The organism is Gilliamella sp. Occ3-1 (genome assembly GCF_001690655.1).
In the GTDB taxonomy this organism is placed as follows: domain Bacteria; phylum Pseudomonadota; class Gammaproteobacteria; order Enterobacterales; family Orbaceae; genus Gilliamella; species Gilliamella apicola_P.
Genome location: NZ_LZHQ01000004.1, coordinates 32,851 through 45,877, shown reverse-complemented (window position 1 = coordinate 45,877; position 13,027 = coordinate 32,851). Strand labels below are relative to the sequence as shown.

14 protein-coding genes are annotated in these 13,027 nt (G+C 32.1%); 9 read left to right on the top strand and 5 right to left on the bottom strand.

Going from position 1 to position 13,027, the window contains the following annotated elements; genetic code table 11:
- Nucleotides 1-165 precede the first annotated feature (165 nt).
- Nucleotides 166-474 carry a flagellar hook-basal body complex protein FliE gene (gene fliE / locus A9G43_RS00935; protein WP_081297976.1) on the top strand — a complete coding sequence of 103 codons (309 nt, stop codon included), beginning with the start codon at nucleotides 166-168 and terminating at the stop codon, nucleotides 472-474.
- Nucleotides 475-637: 163 nt separating this feature from the next.
- On the opposite strand, the gene A9G43_RS00930 is transcribed toward fliE, so the two are convergent.
- Genes A9G43_RS00930 through fliD form a run of 3 tightly spaced genes read right to left on the bottom strand, consistent with a single transcriptional unit; the run spans nucleotide 638 to nucleotide 2,821 of the window.
- A complete protein-coding gene (locus tag A9G43_RS00930; RefSeq protein ID WP_065605879.1) occupies nucleotides 638-985 on the bottom strand; it encodes a hypothetical protein in 348 nt (115 codons plus the stop codon).
- Nucleotides 986-997: 12 nt separating this feature from the next.
- Nucleotides 998-1,378, bottom strand: a complete 381-nt coding sequence (gene fliS / locus A9G43_RS00925) for a flagellar export chaperone FliS (protein WP_065561657.1) — start codon at nucleotides 1,376-1,378, stop codon at nucleotides 998-1,000.
- Nucleotides 1,379-1,387: 9 nt separating this feature from the next.
- Nucleotides 1,388-2,821, bottom strand: a complete 1,434-nt coding sequence (fliD, locus tag A9G43_RS00920; protein ID WP_081297975.1) for a flagellar filament capping protein FliD — start codon at nucleotides 2,819-2,821, stop codon at nucleotides 1,388-1,390.
- A gap of 329 nt (nucleotides 2,822-3,150) precedes the next feature.
- On the opposite strand from fliD, the gene A9G43_RS00915 reads away from it, so the two are divergent.
- From A9G43_RS00915 to flgL, 8 genes are all read left to right on the top strand, one after another.
- Nucleotides 3,151-3,963: a flagellin N-terminal helical domain-containing protein gene (locus A9G43_RS00915; protein ID WP_065605875.1), complete on the top strand. Its 813-nt coding sequence runs from the start codon at nucleotides 3,151-3,153 to the stop codon at nucleotides 3,961-3,963.
- A 142-nt stretch (nucleotides 3,964-4,105) separates the two neighbouring features.
- Entirely contained in the window at nucleotides 4,106-4,855 is a 750-nt protein-coding gene (locus A9G43_RS00910; protein ID WP_255308715.1) for an RNA polymerase sigma factor FliA, read from the top strand.
- A 181-nt stretch (nucleotides 4,856-5,036) separates the two neighbouring features.
- Entirely contained in the window at nucleotides 5,037-5,366 is a 330-nt protein-coding gene (gene flhD, locus A9G43_RS00905; protein ID WP_065605872.1) for a flagellar transcriptional regulator FlhD, read from the top strand.
- A gap of 13 nt (nucleotides 5,367-5,379) precedes the next feature.
- The gene (gene flhC, locus A9G43_RS00900; RefSeq protein WP_065605870.1) at nucleotides 5,380-5,988 is read left to right on the top strand and encodes a flagellar transcriptional regulator FlhC; all 609 of its coding nucleotides are present in this window, start codon (nucleotides 5,380-5,382) and stop codon (nucleotides 5,986-5,988) included.
- A gap of 51 nt (nucleotides 5,989-6,039) precedes the next feature.
- Complete coding sequence (gene motA / locus A9G43_RS00895) at nucleotides 6,040-6,927, top strand: flagellar motor stator protein MotA (protein WP_065605867.1); 888 nt, start codon at nucleotides 6,040-6,042, stop codon at nucleotides 6,925-6,927.
- A complete protein-coding gene (gene motB / locus A9G43_RS00890) occupies nucleotides 6,927-7,820 on the top strand; it encodes a flagellar motor protein MotB (RefSeq protein ID WP_065605866.1) in 894 nt (297 codons plus the stop codon). The genes motA and motB overlap by 1 nt, the downstream gene beginning before the upstream one ends.
- Before the next feature lie 142 nt (nucleotides 7,821-7,962).
- Nucleotides 7,963-9,606, top strand: a complete 1,644-nt coding sequence (flgK, locus tag A9G43_RS00885) for a flagellar hook-associated protein FlgK (protein WP_065605864.1) — start codon at nucleotides 7,963-7,965, stop codon at nucleotides 9,604-9,606.
- Between the two features lie 14 nt (nucleotides 9,607-9,620).
- Nucleotides 9,621-10,577: a flagellar hook-associated protein FlgL gene (gene flgL / locus A9G43_RS00880; RefSeq protein ID WP_065605863.1), complete on the top strand. Its 957-nt coding sequence runs from the start codon at nucleotides 9,621-9,623 to the stop codon at nucleotides 10,575-10,577.
- Nucleotides 10,578-10,907: 330 nt separating this feature from the next.
- Here the strand turns inward: flgL and flgJ are convergent, their stop codons facing one another.
- Nucleotides 10,908-11,936, bottom strand: coding sequence for a flagellar assembly peptidoglycan hydrolase FlgJ (gene flgJ / locus A9G43_RS00875; protein ID WP_065605861.1), 1,029 nt, complete (start codon nucleotides 11,934-11,936; stop codon nucleotides 10,908-10,910).
- 11 nt (nucleotides 11,937-11,947) lie between these two features.
- Nucleotides 11,948-13,018 (bottom strand): flagellar basal body P-ring protein FlgI, encoded by a 1,071-nt coding sequence (locus tag A9G43_RS00870; protein WP_442903304.1) that lies wholly within the window; start codon nucleotides 13,016-13,018, stop codon nucleotides 11,948-11,950.
- Nucleotides 13,019-13,027 lie beyond the last annotated feature (9 nt).

Here is a 13,027-nt window from a genome sequence, read left to right as displayed (position 1 = left end):
ACTCTAAACTATTTAGATTAACTCTGTTCGCTATTATCCATGTATTTAAAAAATTCAATGGCAAGAAAAGCGTGCACTTTTTCCCTTACTTAGACCCTTTGTTTTTTAGTTTTTATGATAAATTTAGCGACACATTAACAAAAAACAGAAAAATAAACACAATAAATGAATACAATCAACATGTTAAATTTATTTAACCTTGATAATTTAAATGAATCAACGTCAATTTCCTCAAAAACGAATTTTGCAGATAAAAACTTTGTTTCAGAATTAAAAACCGCTTTAGATAACATCAGTCAACTACAAATACAAACAAATAATGAAGCTAAAGCTTTTGAAATGGGAGATGCAAATATTTCATTGAATGAGGTCATGGTTAATATGCAAAAATCATCGGTTTCATTGCAGTTTGGTATTCAAGTACGCAATAAACTGGTTGCTGCTTATCAAGAAATTATGAATATGAATGTTTAATTCATAGCCTCTATTAGATAATAAATAAAAAGAGATATTTTTTGTGTGGTTGTTTTATGTATGATTATTTATTCTGGCATAAAATAATATATTTAATCAACACAGTAATAGATTTTTATGGCCTTATTATGAAAAATAAGGCCGAACCAAACGCTTCTAAAATTTATACTAAACTCGCAATTTTTTGGTAGTTTCCTACTTTGTTATGATAATCAATATGTTTACCTATTAAACCTCTAAGCTGAGTATGACGAGCAATTATCAATTGAGTTAGTTGTTGTTGATAACTAAGTATATTCTTAATATACATGCGAACAATGCCTTGGTGTTGTAAAGGCATATTTTCAATGGCAGCAAAATCATCGACTAACATAATATTTTCTGATAATTGAAGATATTTCGTTTGCCAACTCAACAATAAATCCCAGTTTTCATCCAGTGCACTAATCAACATTTGTTCAACAATATAGCTAACTTGTTCATATTGCTCTAATAAGTTATTTCCTTGCATAACCATCCTTTTTTACTTAGCAATCTCACGCCACGACTCAGCAATATTGTTAAGTAAATCGTAACAAGTTTGCAGTTTTTCTTGATCATTATGTAAATTAGCTAATAACAATTGTTGGCTAATATAGTGATATAAACGATCTAAATTTTCGGCAATTTCACCGCCTTTTTCTAAATCTAGACAGCTTTTAAGACCATTATCAACAATATTAATCGCTTTAGAAATTGCGTTACCTTTACCGACAATATTGCCTTTTTGAATATACAAGCTAGCCAATTTAATTGCGTTAAGTGCACCATCAAATAATAAGACAATCAATTGATGGGGCGACGCTTGACTAATACGTGTTTCTAAATTCACTTGCTCGTAAGCATGAGAGCCCATTTTATACATTACTATTCTCTATTTTTTTGAATTTGCCATCATATCAAATTGGGTAGTTAAATAATTACTCATACTATCTAATGAGTTGATTAAAATATCCAATTTGGTAAATTGAACTCGGTAACGCTCAATAGTTTGCTCAATAGAACTGCTTACTTGTTCATGCCGTTTATCTAATGATTTTAATGTAGAATTTAAGCCATTGGTTGCTGAATCAATCATGCCATCACTATCAATAAATCCACTCACTTTAGAAAAAATTTCATTAGCAATACCCGTTGTTTTGCCATCACCAGTAAATAATATTGCCACCGCTTCACTGTTTTCACTGAGCGCTTTTTGTAGCTCGCTTTCTTTAATCGTTAACATGCCATTTTTGTCCATGTTAATGCCGATTTGAGCTAAAACAGAAAATTCTCCGTCTTGCCCTTTGGCAAATATTGAGCGAATACTTTGATCAATATTACGTAATGTTGAATCCCCAATAAGCGGACCATTATTGCTATTTAGTTCTTTTGAATTTGTCTCTTCTGTGGTGAATTTTGTTAACGTTGATATTGTTGTTTGTAATTGATTAAATGCCTCGACCCATTCTTTAATGGCTTCTTCCACTTTTTCATTATCCGCTGTTATAGCAAGGTTCTGACTAATTGTTGTGGTCTGTTTTAATGTAATATCCACACCTTGAACTACATCTTTAACAGTATTAGAATTACTGGTTATGGCAATACCATTAAACGAAAATTTAGCATCTTGCGCTTTTGCAACTTCAGTCATATAACTATTGCTGGGTTGATTAATATCAAATCCAATAACATTATTTAACATTTCGTCATCTGATGAAATAGACGTAATGCTTTGCTGTTCACCTGTTTCTTTAGATGTGATGACTAATTGATAACCATCTGCTCCAGAACAAATAATGGCAGCATTCATTGTTGAAGGGCAGGTTGTTCCATCTTCATTAGTAACTTTGGCATTATTAATGGCATTTGCTATTGATTGCAAAGATGTCTCATCCTGAGATAAGGTTACATCAAGTTTTTGACCATTCGCTTGTTCAATAGTAATAGTTCGCGTTGGGTTATCATTACCTAACTTAGCATTTTTATCATTGATCGTCGATGTAGCAATACCATGAGATGTCGCTAATTGATCAACTGTCACTGTATAATTACCTAATGCTGCTTTGCTATTTGCTTTTACCGAAAAATAATTGTCATTTCCTGTTGCTATTCGGCTTTGAAAAAGCTCTTTTTTTTGAAGTTTTTCCGTTGCAGTATTAAATGTTGTTAATGCACTTTTTAATTTACCAAAACCACTAATTTTCGCATTAATTGCTTTTTGCTGAGTTGTAATTGGTGTTAAACGTGTTTTTTCAGCCACTTCTAGTTGATCTAAAATACCATTAAGATCGATTCCAGAACCAATGCCTAATGCGCTCATTGCCATGATTTAATCTACCTATAACAATTATTCAATATTGTTTATATCGGCTGACAATTAAAAAAATTTAGTCTTCTTTTAAATATTTATTTAATAAATTGATAACAATCTATTTTTTTGAATAAAAAATCATTGGGAAATTTTCTAAAAAAATAACACTTTGATTTATTTAATAATATTATTTTAATTTGCAACTAAACTGCTACTATAAAAAAATAATCATCAAAAATATTAAAGTTCCCTGTTTTGTTACCGATAAGTTATTTGTCAGCAAGAATATTGAATTAAATTTAAATATCTTGTTGATTTTAATATTTATATTATTGGAGATAAAAATGGCACAAGTAATTAATACAAATACAATGTCTTTAATGGCAAAAAATAACCTTAACAATTCTCAAAGCGTTCTTAGTACTTCTATTGAGCGCCTTTCATCAGGTATGCGTATTAATAGCGCAAAAGATGATGCAGCAGGTCAAGCAATTGCTAACCGTTTTTCATCAAACATCAAAGGATTAACACAAGCTGCTCGTAATGCAAATGATGGGATTTCACTTGCACAAACTACTGAAGGTGCATTAAACGAAATCAACAACAACGTACAACGTATTCGTGAATTAACTGTTCAAGCGGCAAATGGTACCAACTCTGAAAGTGATTTAGTATCAATTCAAAATGAAATTGCTCAACGTCTAGATGAGATTGATCGTGTTTCTAACCAAACTGATTTCAATGGTTCTAAAGTATTATCTGAAGATAAAACACTTAAAATTCAAGTAGGTGCAAATGACGGCGAAACTATTGAAATCAATTTGAAAAAAATTGATAGCACTGAACTTGGTTTAAATGGATTTAACGTATCTGATTCACCAACAGAAGATCCATTAAAAACAATTGATTCTGCATTATCAAAAATTGATGCATTAAGAGGGCAACTAGGTGCGGTACAAAACCGTTTCGAATCAACTGTAACTAATATCAATAATACTGTCAATAATTTAAGTTCTGCACGTAGCCGTATTGAAGATGCTGATTATGCAACAGAAGTATCAAACATGACTCGAGGTCAAATTTTACAACAAGCAGGTACTTCAGTATTAGCACAAGCTAACCAAGTACCTCAATCTGTACTTTCTTTATTACAATAATTCTGAATCTCATTTCTGATTATCCTAACTTTGTCATATAGTCATAACAGCATTTTATAATGCTGTTATGACTAATAATGATAATTAGCTATTTTTTAGCCCTTTATTCAACCCATTAAATTTGCTAACCATCGTCATAATAATGTTAGACATTTTTTTTAACATTGGTTCAAAAATGGATGATAGCTTATATAACTCACGCGGTGTAATACACAAAATCGATTGGCAACAATATATTCATTTGGTGCGTAATGAAGCTTTAAAATTAGCAGTTCGTTTACCTGCAACAGTCGAACTAGATGATTTGTTACAAGTTGGCTATATCGGTTTATTAGACACAATAAAACGTTATGATACATCTCAAGGAAGTACTTTTGCTACATTTGCCATACCGAGAATTAAAGGTGCAATGCTTGATGAACTACGTAGTCGTGATTGGTTGCCAAGACAAACCCGTAAAAAAATTAGAGATGTTACAACAGCAATTAATGAATTAGAACAGAAGTTAGGTAAAACTCCTAGCGATTATCAAATTGCCAAATATTTAAAATTGCCTATTAGTGAATACCGAAAAATTTTATTAGATTCAAATAATAGCCAAATATGTTCATATGATGAAATCCATAAAAAACTGGGTGACAGCATTGATACCATTATTAAAAATGATGAAGATAATAATCCTTTTTTAGCAATAATAGATGAGGAAACTCGTAATACAATTATTCAACAAATTGAAAAACTACCAGAAAAAGAAAAATTTGTTTTATCACTTTATTACCAAGAGGATCTCAATTTAAAAGAGATTGGTAAAGTAATGAATATCAGCGAATCAAGAGTAAGCCAATTACATAGCCAAGCTATCAAAAGAATACAAAGTAAAGTTAATTTTTAGAAAAGATAAAAAAATAATTAAAATAAATTGTAATTAAACGAAAAAATAATTGAAATTATTTTTTTATTGACCTTTTGCGTTTAAAAATGTAATTTTAGTCATAAAAAAATGAAATAAATTTAATTTTACTAATTATTCGTTTTTTTATGCGGATAAAAATAGATATAGATTGGTGACTAAATTGGGAAATTTATTAGATGACGATATTCTAAAATGTATACATCATTTGAACCTATCAACACTACTATTAAGCCAGAAAATGATTGAGAAAGACAAAGTCATGGCAATGTATCGATTAGGTATTGATGAAGAAACGGCAGATATACTTAGCCGTTTAAACACCTCTCAAATGTTGATTCTATCAGAAACAAATCAATTATCTTTTCAGTTACGATTTGAAAATGCTGAAATGATGAAAAAACTTACTGAAGAATCTCGCGTTAGAGATATTAAACAGATGCATACAGGAATTCTTTTATCAAGTTTGCTATTAGATTCAATCAATAAGTAGCTAAGGAACTAAGATGACAAGTACAAGTATTATTCAAAAATATGAGGAAACTCAACTCGCTATCAAATTGATTTCCTTAGGAGGGAGAATCCAAATGCTGGAAAGTGAAACCAACTTAAGTCGAAATAAACTTATAAAGCTTTATAAAGAGATTCAAGGTTGTCCTCCACCTAAAGGTTTATTACCGTTTTCAACCTCGTGGTTTATGACATGGGAACCTAATATCCATGCGAGTATTTTTTATAACGCATACTATTATTTAGTTAAAAATGGTCTAAAATCAGGCATTCAAACTATCTTAAAAGCCTATCAACTTTATTTAGAGCAATGCCAATTTTCATCACATAAGGATAAACCTGTTTTAGGATTAACCAGAGCGTGGATATTAGTCAAATTTGTCGAAAAGAAAATAATGCAACAATCATGTTGTAACGCATGTCGTGGACGTTTTATTACACACGCTTATCATCCACAAAATACTTTTACTTGCAGTTTATGTCAGCCTCCGTCAAGGGCGGATAAAAATAATAAAACACAAAAAGAAAATGACGAAAAATGCATGAAAGTGTTATCGAAACCGAGTTATTTAAATTCATCAGTTGCCAAACAGATCACTGCTTAAATAAATATTAAAGAAATTCAGCTGTTATTTTATGGAGAAAGAAAAAAGTCAATGCTAATAATTATAGGATATATTGTAGTGATCGCTTCGGCGCTACTTGGTTATGTACTCAGTGGTGGTTATTTAGCCGTACTATTTCAGCCACTCGAATTACTGATTATTGGTGGTGCTGCAATAGGCGCTTTTATTGTTAGTAATGAACAAAAAACAATAAAAGCCACACTTAAGTCTTTAAGTCAATTGTTTAAAACATCCAAATATAATAAGAATCTATATTTAACACTCATTAATTTTATGTATACCATTTTGACGAAGATTCGTCAAAATGGAGGACTATCCATTGAATCAGATATTGATAATCCTCATGAAAGTGAATTATTTAAACAATATCCACTTATTTTAGCTAATCCAAGAATTTGTGATTTTATCACTGATTACTTACGTCTTATGATTAGTGGCAATATGGATGTATTTGAAATAGAAACACTGATGAGTGAAGAAATTGAAACATTTGTCCACGAACTTGAAAAACCTGTAGATGCCATTTCAGGGATTGGTGATGGTCTACCAGCATTTGGGATCGTCGCTGCTGTAATGGGCGTAATTAATACACTTGCTCAAGCTGATAGACCAGCAAGTGAACTCGGTGAGCTTATCGCTCATGCTATGGTAGGAACTTTTTTAGGGATTTTGCTTGCTTACGGTTTTGTTTCGCCATTAGCTGCTTTATTAAAACAAAGAAACGCCGATACAGTGAAAGTTCTAGAATGTACTAAAGTAATACTTATTGCCAGCATGCATGATTATGCGCCACAAATTTGTATTGAATTTGGGCGAAAAACATTATTTTCTCATGAAAGGCCATCATTCTTTGAATTAGAAAAATACATACAAGAAGTTAAAGACAAAAAATCTAATCCAAATGAAAATAAAAAATAATGAAAGATAAATCTGTAAGAATAATTATAAAGAAAAAATCAGGGCATGGTGGTGGACATCATGGCGGTTCGTGGAAAATTGCTTATGCCGACTTTATGACTGCAATGATGGCACTATTTTTAGTCATGTGGTTAATTTCTACATCTACCCCTCAAGAACTGAAAGGTATTGCTGAATACTTTAGAACCCCTTTAATTCTTGGCTACAATGGTGGTAAAAATATTAGCGATAGTGAAAGTCCGATTCCTGGTGGTGGTGATGATGTTAGTAAACAACTTGGTGAAGAAAAGAGTTATCATTCTACCCTATCACAAAATGAAGTTGAAAAACAGCAACTTGAAAAAATACAGATGATTGAAGCGGCACGTAAAATTTATGATATTTTTGAAATTGATGAACGTCTAAAGAAATTAGCACCTAATCTTATTATTGAATTAACTGAAATGGGGTTACGGATTCAAATTTTAGCTTCAGATGATAAACCCATGTTTGATGTTGGTAGTACAACCATTGATCCTAATATGCAAGAAATTCTGCATGCATTAGCGCCAATTATCAATTCCTTACCAAATAAAATCACTTTGTCAGGCCATACTGATGAACGCCAATATACAACAGGTGATAGAGGATATAGCAATTGGGAACTATCTGCAGATAGAGCTAATTCATCAAGAAGGGAGCTTATAGCTGGTGGATTAGACTCAAATAAAATTATTCGAATTATTGCACTTGCCGATACAGTGAATTTAAACAATCCTAATTACAGTAAAGATGCTAATCGCCGTATCAGTATCTTAATTTTGAATAAAATAGCACAGCAGTATATTGAAGAAGAAAATAACATGACCGGAACCGATTTTTTAAGACTATCACAACGGACTAAATCAGAATAAATTCATTTTTTCAAAAATGAATTTATTTGAAAACTTTTTTAAAACACGCATAACAATTATTAAAGTTTTGTGAATTTAACCCGATATAAAAAAGACTTATTTTAATTGATATTATGAACTCAAACTATATTGAGAGGATTTTATGGCGAATTCATTAATGAATACTGGTATTAGTGGGTTAAATGCAGCACAAAATATGCTGAATGTAATAAGTAATAATATTAGTAATGCTCATACAACTGGTTACAATCGTCAACAACAAATTTTACGCCAAGCAAATGGAACTCAGCATAGTTTTGGGTTTGTCGGTAACGGTGTTTGTGTATCATCTGTTAATCGCGCCTTTAATAATTTTGTTGTAGGACAACTACGGCAATCACAATCACAAAATGGTTCTATCAAAGCTTATTATAATGAATTATCTAAAGTAGATAATCTGTTAGCAGAGAATGACAATAGTATTTCATCTCAAATCAATAATCTTTTTGCCAGTTTAAATAAACTTGCATCAAATGCTAGTGATGCATCTACAAAACAAACTGTTATTAGTGATCTGACATCTTTAACTAGCCAATTTAATAAAACAGAAACAAATTTAAAGAACCAAATTGCCAACGTTAATACTGAATTAAATAGTAATGTTGATAAAGTTAATACCTATACTCAACAAATTGCCAAACTTAATCAAAAAATATCACAACTACAATCGGTAGGAGGCGGAAACGAACCTAATGCATTACTTGACCAACGCGATCAGTTAGTCAATGAATTAAGCGAAATCATTGACATTACCGTTACTGAACAAAATGGACAATATAATCTTTCGCTCGCTAATGGTTTAAATTTAGTTCAAGGCTCTTCTATTAACTTATTATCGGTACAACCTTCAACAGATGATCCTTCTTTAAATACTATTATTTATACTCACCCTTCAGGTGCAACACAAGAATTGACAAGCCAAAACATTACATCAGGTACGTTACACGGCTTATTAACCTTTCGTGATGGACCATTAACCGAAGCCCGCAATCAACTAGGCTTAATTGCATTAAATTTAGCAGAACGTTTTAATGAAGTGCATATGTCGGGTATTGATATTAATGGTAATCAAGGTGAAAAGTTGTTTGATTACAATCATCCTAGTTGTGTCACAAATACTAAAAACCAAGGTAATGCTTCAGCCAAAATTGAGTTTAATGCTTTGAGTGAAGTAAAAGCTTCTGATTATAAAATAGAATTTGATGGTAATAATTGGATTGTCACAAGATTATCTGATCATCAGCTAATTACTCCTGAAATCAAAGATGGTAAATTGTTTTTTGATGGACTGACCATTGAGATAAGTGGTAATGCGGTTAATGGAGATTCGTTTATCATAAAACCTGTTGCCGATATTGCTTCGTCATTACAACTGCTAGTGAAAGATGTAAATAAACTAGCAACAGGTATTAACGATGAAGAAAATGGCGCTGGTGATAACCGCAATGTAACCAAATTATTAGAAATCCAACATGAAAAACTTGTTAATGGTACAACAACATTAAAAAGTGCTTATACCCGCTTAACTAACTACATTGGTAGTGAAACTCAAACAGCAAAAATTTCTGCTCAATCAAGCAAAAATATAACTCAACAAATTTATGAGCAAAATCAATCGATTTCAGGGGTTAATATTGAAGAAGAGTATATCTCTATGCAGGTTTATATGCAGTATTACCAAGCAAATGCCAAAGTGATTGATGCGGCCACAACACTATTTGATACCATTTTAGGTTTAACTAAATGATTAAAGGATAAAAAATGCGCCTTAGCACAAACTCAATTTATCAAAAAAACTTAAACAGTATTTTAAACACCAACAGCAAATGGCAAAAATCTGGGTTGCATTTGGCAACAGGTAAAAAGATTTTAACTCCTTCTGATGATCCAATGGGAGCATCACAATCATTAATAATAAAGCAAGCGCAAGCACAAAATGAACAGTTTCAAGCAACACGCGAAAATGCCGATAAATCACTTAGTCGCCAAGATACGATCTTATCGGAAGCCAATACTGTTATCCAAGCAATTCAGGAAACATTGGTCTATGCATCAAATGAAACCTTAAATGAAGAAAATAGACTCGATCTTGCTAATAAATTACAAAGTTTAAAAGATCAACTTTTATCATTAGCTAATGCAAAAGACACTAATGGTAACTACCTTTTTGCTGGTAAGAAAAACGATACACCTCCTTTTGTAATGAATGAATCAGGTGAAGTGAGTTACGTAGGCGGTACAACTTCTATCAATGTATTAATCGATGACTCGCGAGAAGTATCGCTAAGTTTTACAGGTATTCAAGTATTTATGACTGGCTCAAATGTTAAAGAATCTGATGGTTCACCAGCAGAAAGTAACATATTTGCAAGTATTGATTATGCAATTGAGGCATTAAAAATAGATCTAGATTATAATAATGATGATACCCTTGAACAATTTAGATCTGGATTGTCAAAAGCTCGTCATGGAGTAGACAATTCTTTTAATAATATTTCGACACTTAGAGCAGAAGGTGGCTCGGTATTATCCGAAATTGACAGATTAACCACATTGGGGAAAACATTAGATATTGAATTTCAAACTCAAATCAGCCAACTTGAAGACGTCGATTGGTACGAAGCCATTTCAGAATATGTAATGCTACAAGCTAATTTACAAGCTGCACAATATACCTTTATGACTATGCAAAGTATGTCACTGTTTCAAATGAAATAAAGTTTTGTAACCTAATTTTATTTAAGCAATGTTTTTTACCCTAAGTTGTGAATCGACTCAAACTATTCATCCCACTCAAAGGAGGTTTACCACCTCCTTTTTTATTTTAACTAAAAAGTTTCAAAAACAATGTCATTATGCAATATAAACCATCAGTTTAAGCGAGAGACGCTTAATTATAAAAACTGAATAAAATCAATACTCTACCTGAACGTTTTTTTATTGATTGATTTCTTATTTAATTCATAATTATTTGTTTTTAAAATTAATTTTATAATATTTTTACTAACAAAGTATTGAGCATTGTATTCAAACCGAGTAATTCTATTATTAATTAAATGCAATTTTCCTAAATCCTGATACAGTTGTTAACTGATTATTTTTTGCAATTTTTTCAATACGACCAATGATTTGAATAAGCTTATCACTATAATTTGGATCAGTTGCGTAATGTGCAGCTTGTAATTCTTTAGCAGCTGTTCTGGCATCAGGGGCTTTAATAACTGCATGATAACGGGGACTTTTAGTTAATAAATTGAGATAGTCGGTTAATGCATGATGTTTACTATTATAGACTCTAAAATTATCTTCAATTTTCATCATTTTATTATTAACAAATTCATGTGTGGTTAAACGAGTTGAATTGCCATTCCATGACGATGTTGCTTTGACACCAAAATAATTGTGGCTTGATTGATTATTAGCGGTTTTAATTTGCTTTTGCCCCCACCCAGTCTCTAGTGCTGCTTGCGCAATAATAACCTCATACGGAATACCAGATTTTTTAGCAGCTTGCCTAGCTGGCTCTAGCCATTCCATAACAAATTTTGTGACATAATCTTCGTTTACATTATCAAGTTGTGTTTTTAATATTGCTTCGTTATATTTAATTTCAGCTGCTTTGTTAGCATTATGGTTACGATATAGTATTTGCCCTAGTGCTTCAGGCGATAAATTAGGCGATGCATTACTAAATAAGGATTGAGCTAATTGGAGATTTTGCTGAGTATTATTGTTGGTATTAGATTGTAGGTTAACATTAATTGATGGTGAAACTTTATTAGTTAACTGTTTAATAAGCATATCTGCTAATCCAAACCCTTTACCCGCTGCTTGCTGTGTAATTTGTTGGTCAAACATTGAAGTAAATAGTTGTGTAGCAGACTGACTAAATAAACCACTTTCAGGTACAGCCTTTCGCATACTTTGCATCATCATATTAATAAATAATGACTCAAACTGCTGAGCAACTTGTTTGATACCTTCAGCAGAGCCATTAACTGCATTTCGCTTTAATTGATTAATATCCGAAAAATCATAAGCGAAGCGATTCAAAGATTGTCCAATTTTATTATTCATAAAGTCTTTTTTTAGATAGTTTCTAAGGAAGCATGTAAACAACCAGCTGTTTTTAGCGCTTCAAGTATTGACATTAATTCTGTAGGATTAGCACCTAATACATTTAGCGAATTAATAACATGATTTAAATCAGCACTAGAGGATATATTGTGTAAAGCCCCTCCTTCTTGCGCAACGCTAACTTGATTATCTGGTGTAACGGTTGTTGTGCCGCCTGCTAATGGGGTATTTGGTTGACTTACCTTTAATTTGTTATTTACCACAACAGATAAATTACCATGTGCAACCGCACAATTATCTAATTTAACCTTTTGATTCATAACTACAACACCGGTTCTAGTATTTATAACAACTTTTGCTGAAACTGGCGTAGCGCTAATTTCAAGATTTTGTATTCGTGAAAGTAGTTGTACTCGCGCACTACTTTCTTTTGGCATATGTAATGCAATCGTTGTACCATCTAACGCTACTGCAGTATTTTTTTGTAACCTATTAATTGCATCAGATATTTTTAAGGCTCGAGTAAAATCAAATTGATTAAGATGTAAATGGATAACATTTTGTTCATCTAAACGGGTTGCAAGCTCTCGTTCTATGGTTGCACCATTAGGTATAGTTGCCCCAGCAATTTGGTTCACACTTACGCTGCTACCTTTACTACTTGCACCCATTCCACCTACAAAAAGGTTACCTTGCGCAATAGCATATACTTGATTATCGACACCTTTTAGTGGTGTCATAATCAATGTACCTCCACGCAAACTTTTTGCATTACCGAGCGAGGATACCACCACATCAATTTGTTGTCCTACTCGAGAATAAGAAGGTAATTTAGCCGTAACCATAACAGCTGCAACATTTTTTAATTGCATATTGCTCCCAGACGGTACGGTAATACCTAATTGAGATAACATATTAGTAATACTTTGAATGGTAAAAGGTGTTTGTGATGTTTGATCGCCTGTACCATCAAGACCAACAACAATACCATATCCAACTAAGGCATTTTCTCTTACACCTTGAATGGTGACTAAATCGCGGATACGTTCAGCATGGCTCGCTGGTATCACTAATACCATCATAACGACAAA